Source organism: Streptomyces sp. NPDC025793, from assembly GCF_055558375.1.
In genome coordinates, this window is the sequence record NZ_JBVHMR010000008.1 from 114,108 (window position 1) to 132,692 (window position 18,585).

Below are 18,585 nucleotides of genomic sequence, written 5' to 3' on the forward strand. Positions count from 1 at the left end.
CGGGGTCCCGTACACGCCGTTCACTCGCGCCTGACCTGTGTGAATACATCGAGTAACGCCCGCAGTCGGGGCGCGGCCGTCAGTTCCTCCAGTGGCAGGGGGCGGCCGTCGCGGGCCGCGATCGGCAGCCGCCAGTTCGGGTACTGGTCCCAGGTGCCCGGCAGGTTCTGGGGGCGGCGGTCGCCGATGCCGTCCGGGAGCCAGACGCCGACCAGCCGGGCGGGGGTGCGCAGCAGGAAGCGGTGGACGGCGCGGATCTCCTCCTCCTCGTCGGAGCCGGGCGGTCCGGCGCCCGGCCGGTCCAGGAGGCCCAGGCTGCCGAGCAGGGCGAGCCACTCGGCGGTGTCGGCGTCGGCGTCGGCGCGCTCCTCGGCCGCCGGGCGGGTGAGGAGGCCGAGGCGGTCGCGCAGGCCGACGTGGTCGCCGGTGAGCCGGGCGGCGGTGGGCGGCAGGTCGTGGGTGGTGGCGGTGGCCAGGCAGTCGGCGCGCCAGCGCTCGGGGGGCAGCGGGCGGCCGTCGCCCTCCCAGTCCCGTTCGAACCACAGGACCGAGGTGCCGAGCACCCCGCGCCGCTGGAGCGCCTCGCGCACGCCCGGCTCGACGGTGCCCAGGTCCTCGCCGATGACGACCGCCCCGGCGCGGCCGGCCTCCAGGGCGAGGATCGCGAGCATGGCGTCGGCGTCGTAGCGGACGTACGTGCCCTCCGTGGGCGCGCTGCCCCGGGGCACCCACCACAGCCGGAACAGGCCCATGACGTGGTCGATGCGCAGGGCGCCGGCGTAGCGGAAGAGGGCGCGCAGCAGCTCGCGGTACGGGGCGTGGCCGCAGGCGGCGAGCCGGTCGGGGCGCCAGGGCGGCAGGCCCCAGTCCTGGCCGCGGGCGTTGAAGGCGTCGGGCGGGGCGCCGACGGACATGCCGGCGGCGAACACGTCCTGCTGCGCCCAGGCGTCGGCGCCCTGCGGATGCACGCCCACGGCGAGGTCGTGCACGATCCCGACGGACATCCCGGCCTCCGCCGCGACCCGCTGGGCGGCGCGCAGCTGGCCGTCGGTGAGCCAGGCGAGGCGGGTGTGGAACTCGACGCGGTCGGCGAGTTCGGCGCGGGCCCGGGCGGTGGCGGCCGAGCGGGGGTCGCGCAGTTCCTCGGGCCAGCCGTGCCAGTCGGCGCCGTGGGTCTCGGCGAGGGCGTACCAGGTGGCGTGGTCGGTGAGGGCCCGGCCGTGGGCGGCGCGGAAGGCGTCGTACGCCGCCTGCCGCCCCGGTCCGAGCGGTACGGCGAGGACGGTCTCCAGGGCCTCGCGCTTCAGCTCCCACACGGCGTCCCGGTCGATGAGCCCGCCCTTGTCGAGGACGTCGGCGCGCAGCCGGGCCGCCCGCTCCCGCAGCACCGCCAGCCGTTCCCGGCCCTCGGCGTCCTCGACGTACGCGTACTCGGGTACGTCCTCGATCCGCAGATGGACCGGGTCCGGGAAGCGGCGGGAGGACGGGCGGTAGGGCGAAGGATCGGTCGGGGCGCCGGGTACGGCCGAGTGCAACGGGTTGACCTGCACGAATCCGGCGCCTGCGGTGCGCCCGGCCCAGCCGGCCAGCTCGGCGAGGTCACCGAGGTCGCCCATGCCCCAGGAGCGGCGCGAGAGCAGCGAGTACAGCTGGACGAGCAGGCCGTGGGAGCGGCCGGCCGGGGCGGGCAGCCGGTCGGGAGCGACGACGAGATGGGCGCGGCCGGCCCGCCCGCCGGGCGCGACGGCGGTCAACTGGTGCACTCCCAGCGGCAGTTCCCCGCCCCCGTCCCACTCCCGGTCCTCCGTCGCACCCTCGGTGGTGACGGTGAGCCGGGTGCCGGGAGGCAGCGCGGCGAGGGCGGCAGGCCCCCTCGGATCACCGGCCCAGCGCACGACGGTCGGCGGCAGCAGGCGCTCGCGCAGCTCGCGTTCCCGGGCGGCGAGCGCGGCGCGGACGGCGTCGGGGCCGGCCGCGTCCACGCCGAGGGCGGTCAGGGCGGCGACCACGGCGGAGGCGGGCACGGCGACCGTTCGGTCCGGGGCGGGGCGGTAGGAGGTGGCGACCCCGTGCAGCTCGGCGAGCCGGGACAGGTCCGTGTCCGCAAGCGCCGCGGTCACCTACACCCCCGTACCGAAGGCGTCGGACTCGCTGGTCAGCGGGGCGGTCTCGGCGAGCGGCGGCTCACTGGTCAGGGGTTCGGCGTCGGGCAGGGGCGGCTCGCTGGTCAGCGGGGCCTGGGTGCAGGCGCTCTCCGCGCAGAAGACGGACACGGGGGCCTCCTTTCGGGTACGGCGACCTTGTGGGTTACCGCAGCCCCTACCCCGTGAGCGCGACGGCAGACGTACGGCGAGGAACAACATGCCATTCCGCACATTCGACTCAGCGCAACGACGCGGTGAACTCCGTCCAGGTCCGCGGTGCGAGGTGAGCGAGGCCGAGCCGGGCCGTACCGGTCGAAGAAGGCGCCGTGCGCCGTGCAGACGGTGCTCGTCCGGGCCGCATGCCGACGGCATGCGGCCCGGCAACGTACGCAGAAGCCCGGACCGTCAGGCGGAGATGCCGTCGATCCGGGCCAGGGCGTCGTCCGCGCCGTACGGCTGCAAGTAGGGCAACCAGCGCGGGTCCCTATGGCCCGTGCCGATGATGCGCCAGGCCAGGCCCGTCGGCGAGGCCGGCTTGTGGCGCAGGCGCCAGCCCAGCTCCACGAGGTGGCGGTCGGCCTTGACGTGGTTGCAGCGGCGGCAGGACGCCACCACGTTGTCCCAGACGTGCTTGCCCCCGCGGCTGCGCGGGATGACGTGGTCGACGCTGGTTGCGACGCCACCGCAGTACATGCACCGGCCCCCGTCGCGGGCGAAGAGCGCGCGGCGGGTGAGAGGAACGGGCCCCCGGTAGGGAACCCGTACGAATCGCTTGAGCCGGACCACGCTGGGTGCGGGGACTGTGACGGTCGCGCTGTGCATATAGGCGCCGGATTCCTCCAAGGAGACGGCCTTGTTCTCCAGGACGAGGATGAGCGCGCGGCGGAGCGGTACGACGCCGAGCGGCTCGTACGACGCGTTGAGGACCAGGACATGCGGCACGGGTGCCTCCTTGGGCGTCGGCGGCGCGTGGCTCGCGCCGGGACGATCTGAGGTCAGTCTCCCCTCATGCCTGGTGAACGCGCCACCATGTCCCGGTAACGGGCTGGGAGTGTTTTCGACCACACCGGATACATCCCCCGGATCATGGCCTGTTCAAGCCAGGGTGAGCCCCGTCTCTCCCGCGGCCCTCCTTGGCGTATTCGCGCGGGGCACACACAATGCCCCGTTAGTGTGGTGGTCAGTCCGTCCGGTGACCTTTCCGTGACCTTGAAGGTCCCTGGAACACCTGACCGCCCCGCCGGTACGGAACTCGCAGCACCTGGAGGTACCTGCCGTGTCGTCCTTGCCCGTCGTCCTCCTGGCCGCCGGTGCGTCGCCGTCCCCCGCACCTTCCGGGTCGACGGCACCGGCCGTCCCCTCTCTCCAGGATGCCCAGGAGAGCGCGACGAACGCGGCGAGCTGGGTCGAGCAGAACTGGTCGACGTGGCTCGCGATGGGTCTGCAGATCCTGCTGATCGTCGTGGTCGCGGTCGCGCTCAGAGCGGTGGTGCGGCGGGCGATCACCAAGCTGATCGACCGGATGGCCCGGACCGCGCAGGCCGTGGACGGCACCGCGCTGGGCGGGCTGCTGGTGAACACCGAGCGGCGCCGGCAGCGGTCGGCCGCGATCGGTTCCGTGCTCCGCTCGGTGGCGAGCTTCCTGATCATGGGTACGGCGGCGCTGATGGTGCTGTCGACCTTCAAGATCAACCTGGCGCCGCTGCTGGCGTCGGCCGGTGTCGCCGGCGTGGCGATCGGTTTCGGCGCGCGCAACCTGGTCACGGACTTCCTGTCCGGGGTGTTCATGATCCTGGAGGACCAGTACGGCGTCGGTGACGTGATCGACGCGGGCGTGGCCACCGGCGAGGTGATCGAGGTCGGGCTGCGCGTGACCAAGCTGCGCGGCTCGGACGGCGAGATCTGGTACGTGCGCAACGGCGAGGTCAAGCGGATAGGCAACCTCTCGCAGGGCTGGGCGACGGCCGGGGTCGACGTGACGGTGCGGTCGAGCGAGGACCTGGACAAGGTCAAGGACACGCTGGACGCGGTCGCCGAGCAGATGAGCAAGGAAGAGCCCTGGAACGAGCTGCTGTGGAGCCCGATCGAGGTGCTGGGCCTGGACTCGGTCCTGATCGACTCCATGGTCGTCCGGGTCTCGGCGAAGACGATGCCGGGCAAGGCGCTGTCGGTGGAGCGCGAGCTGCGCTGGCGGATCAAGCGGGCGTTCGACGCGGCGCAGATACGCATCGTGGGCGGCGCGACCGCGGCGGAGGACGCGGCGGACACCCCGGATCCGACGGCCTCGGTCGCGGCCCCCTCGGTCTTCTCCAACGCGGACTCCGCCCAGGTGAAGGCGACGACGCCGATAGTTCCGCAGCAGCCGGAGCCTCCGGCCAAGTAGCGAGCGGAACGGTTCAGCACGCTCGTTCGAGTGAACAGGTGGGGCATTCCGGCGCCGATGGCGTGCGGGGTGCCCCATCGTTCTGCGCGTGGACACCGAGCACCCTGTCGAGCCGGACCTCATGGCACGCATGGAGCCCGTCCGACTCCTGGCGGCATATGAAGAGGTCTCGCCCATGCCCGTGCGCCCGGAGTTCGTCGAGGGCCGGGCCTCCCCGGCGCTGCCACCACCCGATCTCCAGCACTGCGACACCGTCGCAGACCTGCTTTTCCAGCTCCACTCGGCGGGAATACCTCACACCGGCACGGGCAACGCATTCCGCTTCACCGACCGCACCGGCGCCACGACGGCGTTGCTCATCCCGGACTTCTACGCGATGCGCCGCAAGCCGACCAGCACGGACGAGTGTCACCGCGCCACCTATCCGGGCTGGTACCCCAGCGACCCGCTCGCCCTCGTGGGCGAGGTCACCTCGACCAACCACGAGATGGACACAGGCCCCAAACTGCGCACCTACGCGGCCGCCGAGATCCCCGTCCACGTCCTGATCGACAACCACTCCCCGACCGCCCACTGCTGCACCGGCCCCACCCGGACCCACTACGACACCGACCCCCGGGTCACCCTCGGCGACCCCCTCCCCGCCCCTTGCCCCACCCTCGACACCACCCCCTTCCTCGACGACTGAGCCCCCGGTCCCCGCCCCCGAGGTAACGACTCCGTCTCCTCGGGTCCGTTGTCTATTGACGCCCCCTTCGTCCTGGGCTTACGTTCCTCCCACCCGAATAGGAAACCTTCCTAACAGTGATCTACGGCGACCGGCAACCGGTGATCAAGACTGGACGTCCGGCCAGGTCACTGGGAAGCTGGGCGGCTGGAGAGGCAGGTGTGGACCCCCATGGCAGGAACCGCCGGTACGCCGGGCACCCCGCGCGTCCTGCGCGCCATGAACGACCGCGCCGCCCTGGACCTCCTCCTGGAGCACGGACCGCTGTCCCGCACCCGGATCGGCAAGCTCACCGGCCTGTCCAAGCCCACCGCCTCCCAGCTGCTGGCCCGACTGGAGGCGGCCGGACTGGTCCGGGTGACCGGGACCAGCGAGGGGCGGCCGGGGCCCAGCGCCCAGCTGTACGCGGTCCGTCCCGGTGCCGCCTACGCCGCCGGCCTCGACGTCGCCCCGCACCGCATCCGCGCCGCCGTCGCCGACATCACCGGCGACACCGTGGGCGAGTACGAACTGCCCACCCCCGGACGGCATCCCGCCCAGCCCGTCGTCCAGCAGGTCACCGACGCGCTCGACGGGGCCGTGAAGGCGGCCGGGCTCGCCAGGTCCGACGTGCACCGGCTCGTCATCGGCACCCCCGGCGCCTTCGACCCGGGCACGGGCCGGCTGCGCTACGCCTCCCACCTGCCCGGCTGGCACTCCCCCACCCTGCTCGACGAACTCGCCGCCGCCCTGCCGATGCCGGTGGAGTACGAGAACGACGTCAACCTCGTCGCCCTCGCCGAACAGCGGCTCGGCGCCGCCAAGGGCCACGAGGACTTCGTGCTGCTGTGGAGCGAGGAGGGGCTCGGCGCCGCCCTCGTCCTCGGCGGCCGGCTGCACCGGGGCTGGACCGGCGGCGCCGGCGAGGTCGGCTTCCTGCCGGTGCCGGGCACCCCCCTGGTGCGCCAGGTGACCAAGGCCAACAGCGGCGGCTACCAGGAGCTGGCCGGCTCCCAGGCCGTACCGAAGCTGGCCCGGGAACTCGGCATCGAGGACCTGCCGGCGGGCCCGCACGCCGAGGTCGCCGCCACGCTCGTCGCCCGCGCCGCCGATCACGCCACCGGCCCCTACCGCGAGCTGCTCCAGACCTACGCGACCCGGCTGGCCATCGGTCTCGCCTCGCTCGTCTCCGTCCTCGACCCCGAACTCGTCGTCCTCAGCGGCCCCGCCCTCGTGGCCGGCGGCGAGGTGCTGCGCGCCCTCGTCCAGGCCGAGCTGGAGGAGCTGGCGGCGGCCCGGCCCCGGCTGGTCGTCGGCGACGTCCACGAACACCCCGTACTGCGCGGCGCGTTGGAGTCCGCGCTCGTCACCACCCGCGACGAGGTCTTCGACACCTCGCGCTGAGCCCCACCTCGGAAGAACACCCCTTTTCCCGTCCCCCTGGGAGACCTCGCCATGCCCGAAGTCATACCCTGCGCCGCCCGAAAGGCGGCTTTTGCCGCCATCGCCTCCCTTGCCGTGCTCACCACCGCCTGTACGGGCCAGTCCGGTTCGGGCGCCACGGACGACGCCTCGAAGGACACGACGATCAACTTCTGGCACGCCTGGAGCGCGCCGAACGAGGTCAAGGCGGTCCGCACCCTCATCGCCGGATTCGAGAAGGCGCACCCCAACATCCACGTGAACGTCGTCGGCAACATGACCGACGACAAGATCAACCAGGCACTGCGCTCGGGCGGCGACAAGGCCCCCGACGTCATCTCCTCCTTCACCACCAACAACGTGGGCAAGTTCTGCTCCTCGGGCGCGCTGGTCGATCTGAACCCCTTCTTCAAGAAGTCGGGCATCGACCCCGCCGCGACCTTCCCGAAGACGATGAACGAGTACACCCAGTTCGACGGCGACCGCTGCACGGTGCCGCTGCTCGGTGACGCGTACGGGCTCTACTACAACAAGACGGAGTTCAAGAAGGCGGGCATCACCAGCCCGCCGAAGACCTGGTCCGAGTTCGAGGCCGACGCGAAGAAACTGACGATCCCGGACGGGGACTCGTACAAACAGCTCGGTTTCATGCCGGACTACCACGGCTGGGAGACCACCACCGAGCACTACTTCGCGCAGTTCTCGCCGACGTACTTCGGCACGGACGGAAAGTCGGACATCGCCAAGGACCCGGCCTTCGAGCAGGGGTTCGGCCTGCAGAAGCGGCTCGTGGACGAACTCGGCGGGTTCCAGAAGCTGGAGAAGTACCGCTCGACGCTCGGTGACGAGTGGGGCGCCAAGCACCCCTTCCACACCGGCCAGGTCGCCATGCAGCTCGACGGCGAGTGGCGGCTCGGGATGGCGCTCGCCGCCCAGCCGAACCTCGACATCGGCGTCGCCCCGCTGCCCGTCCCCGACGACCGGGCGGCGCAGTACGGCAAGGGCTACATCACCGGCACCATCACGGGCATCGCCGCCGCCAGCCACAAGCAGAACGCGGCCTGGGAGTTCGTCAAGTACATCAGCACGGACACCGACGCGGTGGTCGGCTTCTCCAACGACCTGCACAACGTGCCCTCCACGCTCGCCGCGCTGAAGTCCCCGAAGCTGACGTACGACCCCCGCTTCAGGACATTCCTCGACATCGCCGCCGACCCGGAATCGACCACCACGCCCGCCTCGGTCAACGGCGGCCAGTACCTGGTGACGATCCAGCAGTTCGGCTACGACTACGAGAGCGGCAAGGTCACCGATCTGAAGGCCGGCCTGAAGAAGACGGCCGCGCAGATCGACACGGACATCGCGCAGGCGAAGTAGGCGACGCGGCCCATGAGTACGGTCACTCTCGCGGCCAAGCGCCGCCGCTCGGCGCTGAGGACGCTCGCCTTCATGTCGCCCTGGCTGATCGGCTTCGCGGTCTTCTTCGCGTACCCGCTGATCTCGACGGTCTACTTCTCCTTCATGCACTACGACGGCTTCCGGCCGCCGACCTGGAGCGGGGGCAAGAACTGGACCTACGTCTTCGAGCACTACCCCCTCTTCTGGCCCGCCCTGCGCAACACCCTGTGGCTGGTCCTCGTGGTGGTGACCCTCCGGGTCGCCTTCGGGCTCGGCGTCGGCCTGCTCATCACGAAGATCAAGACCGGTACGGGGATCTTCCGCACCCTCTTCTACCTGCCCTACCTGGCCCCGCCGGTCGCCGCGACCATGGCGTTCGCGTTCCTGCTCAACCCGGGCACGGGCCCGGTCAACTCGATCCTGGAGAAGGCGGGCCTCCCGGCGCCGGGCTGGTTCAACGACCCCACCTGGTCCAAGCCCGCCCTGGCCCTGCTCGCGCTGTGGGGCGTCGGCGACCTCATGGTCATCTTCATGGCCGCCCTGCTCGACGTGCCGACGGAGCAGTACGAGGCGGCCGAGCTGGACGGCGCGTCGGCGTGGCAGCGCTTCCGGTACGTGACGCTGCCGAACATCTCGCCGATCATCATGTTCGCCGTCGTCACGGGCGTCATCCAGACGATGCAGTACTACACCCAGCCCCTGATCGCCGGAAAGGTCGCCTCGGGCGTGATCCAGGGCGCGGGCACCCAGTTCGAGCCCGGCTACCCCGACAAGTCCACGCTCACCCTCCCCCAGCTCGTCTACAACCTCGGCTTCCAGCGCTTCGACTACGGCTCCGCGTGTGTCGTCGCCCTCGTCCTCTTCGCCCTGTCGATGGTGTTCACCGCGTTCCTGATGCGGCGCCGGGGCGGTCTCATCCAGGCAGGTGACTGACCATGGCCCACGTACTGGACAAGCCGGTGGAGTTGACGGCGCCCGCCACGGCCGCCGCGCGCAGCGCCCGTCGCCGGGCGCTGCTGGAGTGGGTCGCGGTGCACTCCCTCGGCGTCGCCGCCGCGCTGTTCTTCACGCTGCCCTTCGTCTTCGTGTTCCTCACCTCGCTGATGAGCGACAGCCAGGCCCTCGGCCGGGACCTGGTACCGCACACCTGGGAGTGGGGCAACTACCGGCAGGTCTTCGACACGCCGGGCTTCCTGACCTGGTGGAAGAACACGCTGATCTACGCCGGTCTCGGCACCGTGCTGACCGTGGTGTCGTCGATCCCGGTGGCGTACGCGCTCGCCAAGTTCCGCTTCCGGGGCCGCAACCTGTCGCTCATGCTGGTGATCTCGATGATGATGCTGCCCCCGCAGGTGGTCATCATCCCGATGTACCTCTTCTGGGCGAAGCAGTTGGACCTGTCCGGCACGCTGTGGCCGCTGATCATCCCGATGGCGTTCGGCGACGCGTTCTCGATCTTCCTGCTCCGCCAGTTCCTCATGACGATCCCGAACGAGTACGTGGACGCGGCGAAGGTGGACGGCTGCGGGGACCTCAGGACGCTCGTGAAAGTCGTCCTGCCGATGGCGAAGCCGGGCATCGCGGCCGTCGCCCTCTTCCAGTTCTTCTACGCCTGGAACGACTACTTCGGCCCCCAGATCTACGCGTCCGAGAACCCCGGCGCCTGGACGCTGTCCTACGGCCTGGAGTCCTTCAAGGGCGCCCACCACACCGACTGGAACCTCACCATGGCCGCGACCGTGCTGGTCATGGCCCCCGTGATCCTCGTGTTCTTCTTCGCCCAGAAGGCGTTCGTCGAGGGCGTCACGCTCACCGGAGTGAAGGGTTAACCCGGATATGAAACTCACCGTGGTCGGCGGCGGCTCGACCTACACCCCCGAACTCATCGACGGCTTCGCCCGTCTGCGGGACACCCTGCCCATCGAGGAGCTGGTCCTCGTCGACCCGGCGGCGGAGCGGCTGGAGCTGGTCGGCGGGCTGGCCCGCCGGATCTTCGCCAAGCAGGGGCACGACGGGCGGATCGTCACGACCTCCGATCTGGACGCGGGCGTCGACGGCGCCGACGCCGTGCTGCTCCAGCTGCGCGTCGGCGGCCAGGCGGCCCGCGCGCAGGACGAGACCTGGCCGCTGGAGTGCGGCTGCGTCGGCCAGGAGACCACCGGCGCGGGCGGGCTGGCCAAGGCGCTGCGCACGGTCCCGGTGGTGCTGGACATCGCCGAACGGGTCCGCCGCGCCAACCCCCGCGCGTGGCTCATCGACTTCACCAACCCGGTCGGCATCGTCACCCGCGCCCTGCTCCAGGCCGGGCACCGGGCGGTCGGGCTGTGCAACGTGGCGATCGGCTTCCAGCGCACGTTCGCGAACCTGCTGGGCGTCGCCCCGGCCGACGTCCACCTGGGTCACGTGGGCCTGAACCACCTCACCTGGGAGACGGCCGTCCGGCTCGGCGGCCCGGAGGGCGAGAACGTCCTGCCCAGGCTGCTGGCCGAGCACGGTGAGGCGATCTGCGACGACGTCCGCCTGCCCCGCCCGCTCCTGGACCGCCTCGGCGTGGTCCCGTCCTACTACCTGCGCTACTACTACGCCCACGACGAGGTCGTCGGCGAACTGCGCACGAAGCCGTCGCGGGCCTCCGAAGTGGCGGCAATGGAGCGGGAGTTGCTGACGATGTACGGCGACCCGGCCCTGGACGAGAAGCCCGCGCTGCTCGCCAGGCGGGGCGGCGCCTTCTACTCGGAGGCGGCCGTGGACCTCGCGGCGGGGCTGCTCGGCGGGGGAGGCAGCCCGTACCAGGTGGTGAACACCCTCAACAAGGGCACGCTGCCGTTCCTGCCGGACGACGCCGTGATCGAGGTCCAGGCGGCGGTCGGCCCGCACGGCACGGCCCCGCTGCCGGTGCCGGACCTGGACCCGCTCTTCGCCGGGCTGGTCGCGAACGTGACGGCGTACGAGGAGCTGGCCCTTCAGGCGGCGCTGCGCGGCGGCCGCGACCGGGTCTTCCGGGCGCTGCTCGCCCACCCGCTGATCGGCCAGTACGCGTATGCCGAGACCCTCACCGACCAGCTGATCGCACACAACCGGGAGCACCTCGCGTGGGCCTGACCGCAACCGAGACCCCGACCGTCCTCGCCATCGACGCGGGCAACAGCAAGACCGACGTGGCCGTGGTCACCGCCGCCGGGGAGGTCCTCGCCACCGCCCGGGGCGGCGGCTTCCGGCCGCCCGTGGTGGGCGTGCCGGCCGCGCTGGACGCGCTGGCCGACCCGGTCGGGCTGGCCTTCGCCGAGGCAGGCGTGAGCTCCGTCGCGCATGTCTCGGCGTGCCTCGCCAACGCCGATCTCCCGGTGGAGGAGGCGCAGTTGGCGGCCGCGCTGCGGGCGCGCGGGTGGGGGGCGACGGTGGAGGTCCGCAACGACACCTTCGCGATCCTGCGGGCGGGCGTGGCCGAGCCCCGGGGCGTCGCGGTGGTGTGCGGCGCCGGCATCAACTGCGTCGGCATGCGCGCCGACGGCCGTACCGCCCGCTTCCCGGCCATCGGCCGGATCTCCGGTGACTGGGGCGGGGGGTGGGCCCTGGCCGAGGAGGCCCTGTGGCACGCGGCCCGCGCGGAGGACGGCCGGGGCGGGGCGACGGCCCTGGCCCGCACGCTCCCCGCCCACTTCGGCCTGCCGACGATGTACGCGCTCATCGAGGCCCTGCACCTGGACCGGCTCGACGACGACCGCCGGCACGAGCTGACCCCGGTGCTGTTCGCGACGGCCGCCGAGGGCGACCCGGTGGCCCGCGCGATCGTCACCCGGCTCGCCGAGGAGGTGACGGTGCTGGCGACCGTGGCCCTGACCCGTCTGGACCTCCTCGGCGAGCAGACCCCGGTGCTGCTCGGCGGCGGCGTCCTCAGGGCCGGTCACGCCCTGCTGGACGACGGCATCCGCGACCTGCTGTCCGCCCGCGCCCCCAAGGCCGACGTCCGGGTCGTGACGGCGAGCCCGGTGCTGGGCGCGGCCCTGCTGGGACTGGACCGGCTGGGGGCGGACGCGCGGGCCCAGGAGCGGGCACGGACCTACTGGGAGTCGTGACCGGCTCCACCCGGCGGAACCTCCACCCGAAGGAACCGAACAGCTGCACAGGGCGTGTTCATAGTGGGCGCACTCCCCTGTTCATGTGGGGCACACTGCGATCCAATCAAGATCCAGTGAAGGCCGGTGCGGATGCCGGTGCGTGCCGCGATACTGGGCGGCGACGAAGGACCCTGGGGGAGGTCGAGTGACACACCCGCCGAGAAGCAGCACGGCGCCGCCACCGGTGGGCCCCGGCATGCCCGCCGCCGCCCCGGGCGTTCCCCCGCAGCCCGGCCGGCCCGCGCCCGGCTCGCCCGCCACGCCCGCCCGGCGCACCGCCTTCGCCGAGGGCGTCGACCGGGTGCGCGCCGCGGCCACCACCGAGCCGGGCCGGCTGCGGATCATCGGGGCCGTACTGGCGCTGCTGGTCGTGGCGTTCGGGGCGAGCGCCGCCTGGCAGGCCGACACGCGCTCGGCCGCCGCCGACGACGTGCTGCACCGCAGCCAGCCGCTCAGCTCGGGCGCGGCCGACATCTACCGGTCGCTCGCCGACGCCAACACCGCCGCCTCCAGCGGGTTCCTGGCGGGCGGCCAGGAGACGCCGCAGTCCCGCACGCGGTACGAGAACGACATCAGCACGGCCGCGAAGGGCCTGGTGACGGCCGCCGCGAACGCCGAACCCGGCTCGGCCTCCGAGGCCACGATCGCCCGGCTGAACGGGCTGCTGCCCGAGTACAAGGGGCTCGTGGAGCGGGCCCGGACCTACAACCGGCAGGGCTATCCGGTCGGCGGCGCGTATCTGCGCTACGCCAACGAGAAGATGCAGCAGGAGATGCTCCCGGCGGCGGAGGACCTCTACACCACGGAGAACGCCCGGCTGGACGCCGACTACGGCGACGCGTCGCCGTACCCCTGGCTCGCGATCGGGCTCGGCGTGCTCGCCCTGGCCGGGCTCGGCTGGGCCCAGCACCGCACCTACCGGCGCACCAACCGCGTCCTCAACCACGGCCTGGTCGCGGCCTCCGCCGCCACCGCCGTCGCCCTGCTGTGGCTGGTCGTCGGGCACGCGGTGGCCCGCGCCGAGCTGAACGGCTCCTACGACCACGGGATCCGCTCGCTGACCGTGCTGCACGACGCCCGGATCGCCTCCCTGAAGGCGCGCGGCAACGAGAACCTGAGCCTGGTGGCGCGCGGCGCCGAGACCCTCACGGTGAACGGACAGCAGTACGACGCCTACTACTACGACTTCGACAAGGACATGGCCGCCCTCGGCAAGGGCCTGACCCGGGCGGCGCAGCTCGCCGACGACCGGGGCGGCAGCGCCCCGGTGCAGACGGCCGAGAGCAACATGGCGGTGTGGAAGCAGCGCCACGGCGCGGTCCGCGACGACGACGAGAACGGCAACTACCAGCAGGCGCTGGACAAGGTCATCGGCGCCAAGGGCACCACCGGCGAGTGCTTCGACGGCGTCGACACCTCGCTCGCCCGGGCCATCGACCACGAGCAGGGCGAGTTCCAGCGGGCCGCCGCCGACGGCCGGGGCGCCCTGGCACCGCTGCCGGCGGGCGCGGCCGTCCTCGCGCTGATCGGCGCGGCCGGTGCGGTGGCCGGCGTCGGGCGCAGACTCTCGGAGTACCGGTGACAGGGGGCGGGACGATGTACGCGAGCCGTGTACGGGCCGCCCTGCGGGGCTGGGGCGGGGTCGGCGCGATGGCGGTGCTGTGCGCGCTGGCGCTGGGCTTCGTCCTGCTGCTGCCGTGCACCCAGCGGGCGCCGCGGCAGACGCAGCACGCCGGTCCGTCCGTGGCCCACGGCATCCAGGCCGACGCCGGGTCGTGCGCGGACTCCGGGGCGCAGGACCGGACCCTGTCGCCGTCCGGCGCGGACGGGCCGACGATCGACGCGATCAAGGCCCGTACCGGCGAGCGGCGCAAGCTGATCGTCGGCGTCGACCAGAACAGCTACCGCTGGGGCTACCGCAATCCGAACACCGAGGGCGCGGAGCTGGAGGGCTTCGACATCGACCTGGTGCACCGGATCGCGCAGGACATCCTCGGCGACCCGGACGCCGTGCAGTTCAAGGCGATCCCGACCAACCAGCGGATCTCCGCGATCCAGGACGGGCGGGTCGACATGGTCGTGCGCACCATGACGATCACGTGCGAGCGGCTGGGACAGGTCGCGTTCTCCGCGCCCTACTTCAAGACCGGCCAGCAGGTCCTCGCGCCCAAGTCGTCGTCCGTCACCGGCTACAACTCCTCCCTGGCCCACAAGAAGGTGTGCACGGCGTCGGGTTCGACGGCGTACACCAAGCTGTCCGACGACAGGAAGTCCGGCGCCCTGCCCGCCTCCACCGACATCTCCACCACCGTCCCGAACCAGCTGGACTGCCTGGTCCGGCTGCAACTGGGCGAGGTGGACGCGGTGGTGACCGACGGCGCCCTCGCCGCCAGCCAGGCCGCGCAGGACCCGACGGTCGAGCTCAAGGGCGCGCCGTTCACGACCGAGTACTACGGAGTGGCGATGAAGAAGGACGCGGGCGATCTGGTGCGCCGGGTCAACCGCGTGCTCGTGGACTACCGCGCGAACGGCTGGCAGAACTCGTACGACACCTGGCTGTCGGCGACACTGGGTAAGGACTCGACGGCGTCGAAACCGCCCGCACCGCGCTACCTGCGCACCAGTTGACCCTGTTCGCCCCCCTACCCGACTTGGACCCCACAGCAGCGAGAGGTGATCGATGGGCGTCACGGACCCCGCCGGGCCGGTGATGGACCGGGACGAGGTGGACCGTGCGCTGGCGCGGCTCGGCCAGGAGCACGAGGCGATCGAGACCTCGCTGCTGGCCTTGCAGGACCACGCGGGCCGCAGACTCCTGGAGGGCGCCGAGCTGACCGGTGTCACGAAGGAGCGCTGGCAGGGCGCCGAGGACCGGATCACCCGGCTGTGGACGTACTTCGACGCCTACGCGGCCGCGCTGCGCTCCGCCCGTGACATCCGCGCCCGGCGCCGCTGGTCCAGCCGGGAGGACCTGGCCGAGCTGACCGAGCTGCTGCGCGGCGAGGGGGTGACGGTCGCCGGACAGGACAGGCTGAGCGAGTCCTTCTCGCTGGCCGCCCTGGTGGACCGGATGAACGAGCTGTACGCGACGAGCCTCGACCTGGTCGTCGCCGCCGACGCGGTGTGGTCGGCGCTGCCCGCCCGGATCGATTTACTCGCCGCCGAGCTCCGGCGCACCCGCGAGCTGGCGCACTCCGTGGGCGTGCGCCCCGGCGAGCATCCGGCGGGCGACGACCTGGAGCGGATCACGCGCACGCTGACGAAGCTGCGCGAGGACGTCGTCTCCGACCCGCTCGCGTTCTGGGTTCCGGCCGAGGGCAGTTCGGCGCCCGGCGGCGGCCGTCCGGACACCACGGTGTACGACCGTGAGGCGCGCGCCCTGGAGGACGTGCGCCGGGAGATCGACGCCGTGCTGACGGTCCGGCAGGACGCCGAGCAGCGGCTGATCCGGCTGCGGGACGTGCTCTCGCGCGCCGACCGCACGCTCGCCGAGGCCCGCACGGCGCGCGGCGAGGTGCTGGCGAAGATCGCGGCGACCGAGGTGCCGGTGGTCAGCGGCCCGCCGACGGTGCTCCAGGAGCAGTTGGCGGCGGCCGCCGAGTACCGCAGGCAGGCGCAGTGGCACCGGCTCTCCCCGCTGCTGGAGTCGCTGGAGGAGAAGGCCGAGGACGAACTGCTGCGCGCCCGCGAGTCGTTGACGGCGGTCACCGCGCCGCTCGCGGTCCGCGCCGAGCTGCGCGGCCGCCTCGACGCCTACAAGGCGAAGGTGGCCCGGCACGGGCTGGCCGAGGACCCGTTCCTCATCGAGCGGTACGACGCGGCCCGCCGGATGCTGTGGAGCGCGCCCTGCGACCTGCGGGTCGCCGAACAGGCCGTGCTGCGCTACCAGCGGCTGGCCGCCGATCTGCTGGGCGGGCCGGGCGCACCGCGGGACCGGGAGGGGGACCAGTCATGAGTCAGCCGGGACAGAGCTGTCAGCGGCCGGGCTGCGAGGGGTCGTACGACGACGTCGGCGGCGGCGAGCTGTACTGCGATACCTGCGGGCTCGCACCGGTCGTCTCCGCGAGCGGGATGGTCGGCTCGACGCCCACCGGGGTCACCAAGGGCGCGGTGGAGAGCGGCAGTTCGCGTTCGTCGTCCCGGTCGTCCCAGTCGTCGAAGTCTCGTCGCTCCGTGTCCGGGCGGCTGTCGCGGACCTCGTCGGGCCGCTCCACCGGCCGCTCGGTGTCGGTGCGCAGCTCCGGTTCCTCGTCGGGGACGCCCACGCGCGGGCGGCTCGGCGCCGGACTGGTCAGCGTGCCGCAGGTGCCGCGCCCCGACCCGCGCGCGATGGTGCTGGACAACCCGGAGGTGCCCGAGCGCAAGCGGTTCTGCTCGCGGGCCGACTGCGGGGTGCCGGTCGGGCGGGCCCGGGGCGATCGGCCGGGCCGCACGGAAGGTTTCTGCACCAAGTGCGGGCACCCGTACTCCTTCGTGCCGAAGCTGAAGGCCGGGGACGTGGTGCACGGCCAGTACGAGGTCGCGGGCTGTCTCGCGCACGGCGGCCTCGGCTGGATCTACCTCGCCGTGGACCGGGCGGTGTCCGACCGCTGGGTGGTGCTCAAGGGCCTGCTGGACACCGGCGACCAGGACGCGATGGCGGCGGCGATCTCCGAGCGGCGCTTCCTCGCGGAGATCGAGCACGCCAACATCGTGCGGATCTACAACTTCGTCGAGCACCTCGACCAGCGCACCGGCTCCCTCGACGGCTACATCGTCATGGAGTACGTCGGCGGCAAGTCCCTGAAGGAGATCGCCAACGCCCGCCGCACCCCGCAGGGCCGCCGCGACCCCCTGCCGGTGGAACAGGCCTGCGCCTACGGCATCGAGGCCCTCGAAGCCCTCGGCCATCTGCACAGCCGCCACCTCCTGTACTGCGACTTCAAGGTCGACAACGCCATCCAGTCCGAGGACCAGCTCAAGCTGATCGACATGGGCGCGGTGCGCAGGATGGACGACGAGGAGTCGGCCATCTACGGCACGGTCGGCTACCAGGCGCCGGAGGTCGCCGAGGTCGGCCCGTCGGTCGCCTCCGACCTCTACACGGTCGGCCGCACCCTCGCCGTGCTCACCTTCGACTTCCAGGGCTACACGAACGTCTACGTCGACTCGCTGCCCGACCCGGAGACCATCGACGTCTTCCGCCGCTACGAGTCCTTCTACCGGCTCCTGGTCCGCGCCACCGACCCGGACCCGGCCCGCCGCTTCGGCTCCGCCCAGGAGATGGCCGAGCAGCTGACCGGGGTGCTGCGCGAGGTCGTCTCCCTCCAGACGGGCCAGGCACGGCCCGCGCTGTCGACCCTGTTCGGGCCCGAAGTGAAGGTCACCGACCGGGAGTTGTTCCCCCGGCTGGACGCGGACGTGTCCCGGCTGGGTGCGCGGCAGCCGCGCAAGGCCGCGCCGGCCGCCCCCGCGCTGCCCCCGGCCTCCCTGGTGAAGCCCGTCGACACGCCCGCCGGCGCGCTCGCGCTGCCGGTGCCGCTGGTCGATCCCGGTGACCCGAACGCCGGTTTCCTGGCGGGCCTCATGGCCTCCGCGCCCGCCGAACTGCTCGGCGCCCTCGACACGGCGCCGACGCAGACCGTGGAGACCCGGCTGCGCCGGATCCGCGCACTGCTGGAGAGCGGCGAGCGGCACAGCGCGCTGACGAGCCTCGCCACGCTGGACGAGGAGCGGCCGGACGACTGGCGGGTGGTCTGGTACCGGGGGCTGGCCGCGCTGGTCACCGGCGACTTCGAGGGCGCCGCGCTCGCCTTCGACGCGATCTACGACGCCTTCCCCGGCGAGGCCGCGCCCAAGCTGGCGCTCGGCCTGTGCGCGGAGGTGCTGGGCCAGCTGGACAACGCGGCCGAGTACTACCGGCTGGTGTGGGCGACCGACCCGAGTTTCGTCAGCGCCGCCTTCGGGCTCGCCCGGGTGCGGCTCGCGGCCGGGGACCGGCACGGCGCCGTGCGGACCCTGGAGTCGGTGCCGGAGTCCTCCATCCACTTCACGGCCGCCCGGGTCGCCGCCGTCCGGGCCCGTCTCAGACACCGCTCGGCGGGCGCGGGCGACGTACCGTTCCTGGACGACCTGACCGCCGCCGCCGGGCAGGTCGAGGCGCTCGACGCGTACGGGCTGGATCCGGCGCGGCGCGAGCAGTTGGCGGCGGAAGTCCTCGGCTCGGCGCTGGACTGGATACTCTCCGGAGGCCAGGGCACCGCGCCGGCCGCCGGCGGGCGGGTGCTGCTGGGCAGCGGTCTGGACGAGCGGGGCCTCCGCTTCGGCCTGGAGCGCGCCTACCGCACGCTGGCCCGGCTGGCGCCCGGCGGCGAGGAGAGGATCGAACTGGTGGAACGGGCCAACCGTTACCGCCCCCGGACGTGGGTGTAGTTG

The 18,585-nt window shown here is 72.5% G+C and carries 15 protein-coding genes; 12 read left to right on the top strand and 3 right to left on the bottom strand.

Translation table 11 applies throughout. The annotated features are described in order from the left end of the window. Nucleotides 1-20: 20 nt before the first annotated feature. The 3 genes from malQ to ACZ4MF_RS17910 form a co-directional block, all read right to left on the bottom strand. On the bottom strand, nt 21-2,120 hold the full coding sequence (gene malQ, locus ACZ4MF_RS17900) for a 4-alpha-glucanotransferase (RefSeq protein WP_467492925.1): 2,100 nt from the start codon (nt 2,118-2,120) through the stop codon (nt 21-23). Then, complete coding sequence (locus ACZ4MF_RS17905; RefSeq protein ID WP_467492926.1) at nt 2,121-2,363, bottom strand: hypothetical protein; 243 nt, start codon at nt 2,361-2,363, stop codon at nt 2,121-2,123. A gap of 186 nt (nt 2,364-2,549) precedes the next feature. Further along, a complete protein-coding gene (locus ACZ4MF_RS17910; RefSeq protein ID WP_467492927.1) occupies nt 2,550-3,086 on the bottom strand; it encodes an HNH endonuclease in 537 nt (178 codons plus the stop codon). A gap of 334 nt (nt 3,087-3,420) precedes the next feature. Between ACZ4MF_RS17910 and ACZ4MF_RS17915 the strand changes: the two genes are divergently transcribed. The 12 genes from ACZ4MF_RS17915 to ACZ4MF_RS17970 all read left to right on the top strand — a co-directional run bounded on the left by ACZ4MF_RS17915 (nt 3,421) and on the right by ACZ4MF_RS17970 (nt 18,582). After that, a complete protein-coding gene (locus tag ACZ4MF_RS17915; RefSeq protein ID WP_467492928.1) occupies nt 3,421-4,527 on the top strand; it encodes a mechanosensitive ion channel family protein in 1,107 nt (368 codons plus the stop codon). Nucleotides 4,528-4,615: 88 nt separating this feature from the next. Then, nucleotides 4,616-5,215: a Uma2 family endonuclease gene (locus tag ACZ4MF_RS17920; protein ID WP_467492929.1), complete on the top strand. Its 600-nt coding sequence runs from the start codon at nt 4,616-4,618 to the stop codon at nt 5,213-5,215. A gap of 210 nt (nt 5,216-5,425) precedes the next feature. Continuing rightward, nucleotides 5,426-6,637 carry an ROK family transcriptional regulator gene (locus tag ACZ4MF_RS17925; protein ID WP_467492930.1) on the top strand — a complete coding sequence of 404 codons (1,212 nt, stop codon included), beginning with the start codon at nt 5,426-5,428 and terminating at the stop codon, nt 6,635-6,637. Between the two features lie 51 nt (nt 6,638-6,688). Beyond that, entirely contained in the window at nt 6,689-8,032 is a 1,344-nt protein-coding gene (locus ACZ4MF_RS17930) for an ABC transporter substrate-binding protein (protein WP_467492931.1), read from the top strand. Between the two features lie 12 nt (nt 8,033-8,044). Then, on the top strand, nt 8,045-8,986 hold the full coding sequence (locus ACZ4MF_RS17935; RefSeq protein ID WP_467492932.1) for a carbohydrate ABC transporter permease: 942 nt from the start codon (nt 8,045-8,047) through the stop codon (nt 8,984-8,986). Nucleotides 8,987-8,988: 2 nt separating this feature from the next. Continuing rightward, nucleotides 8,989-9,882 (top strand): carbohydrate ABC transporter permease, encoded by an 894-nt coding sequence (locus ACZ4MF_RS17940; RefSeq protein ID WP_467492933.1) that lies wholly within the window; start codon nt 8,989-8,991, stop codon nt 9,880-9,882. 7 nt (nt 9,883-9,889) lie between these two features. Further along, nucleotides 9,890-11,155, top strand: a complete 1,266-nt coding sequence (locus tag ACZ4MF_RS17945; RefSeq protein WP_467492934.1) for a 6-phospho-beta-glucosidase — start codon at nt 9,890-9,892, stop codon at nt 11,153-11,155. Further along, nucleotides 11,146-12,129 (top strand): N-acetylglucosamine kinase, encoded by a 984-nt coding sequence (locus tag ACZ4MF_RS17950; RefSeq protein ID WP_467492935.1) that lies wholly within the window; start codon nt 11,146-11,148, stop codon nt 12,127-12,129. Before ACZ4MF_RS17945 ends, ACZ4MF_RS17950 begins: the two co-directional genes overlap by 10 nt. Nucleotides 12,130-12,367: 238 nt before the next feature. Further along, nucleotides 12,368-13,753 carry a hypothetical protein gene (locus ACZ4MF_RS17955; RefSeq protein WP_467492936.1) on the top strand — a complete coding sequence of 462 codons (1,386 nt, stop codon included), beginning with the start codon at nt 12,368-12,370 and terminating at the stop codon, nt 13,751-13,753. 14 nt (nt 13,754-13,767) lie between these two features. Next, complete coding sequence (locus ACZ4MF_RS17960) at nt 13,768-14,799, top strand: glutamate ABC transporter substrate-binding protein (protein WP_467492937.1); 1,032 nt, start codon at nt 13,768-13,770, stop codon at nt 14,797-14,799. A 52-nt stretch (nt 14,800-14,851) separates the two neighbouring features. Then, nucleotides 14,852-16,126 (top strand): hypothetical protein, encoded by a 1,275-nt coding sequence (locus tag ACZ4MF_RS17965; RefSeq protein ID WP_467492938.1) that lies wholly within the window; start codon nt 14,852-14,854, stop codon nt 16,124-16,126. Then, nucleotides 16,123-18,582 carry a serine/threonine-protein kinase gene (locus ACZ4MF_RS17970; protein ID WP_467492939.1) on the top strand — a complete coding sequence of 820 codons (2,460 nt, stop codon included), beginning with the start codon at nt 16,123-16,125 and terminating at the stop codon, nt 18,580-18,582. The genes ACZ4MF_RS17965 and ACZ4MF_RS17970 overlap by 4 nt, the downstream gene beginning before the upstream one ends. Nucleotides 18,583-18,585: the final 3 nt, after the last annotated feature.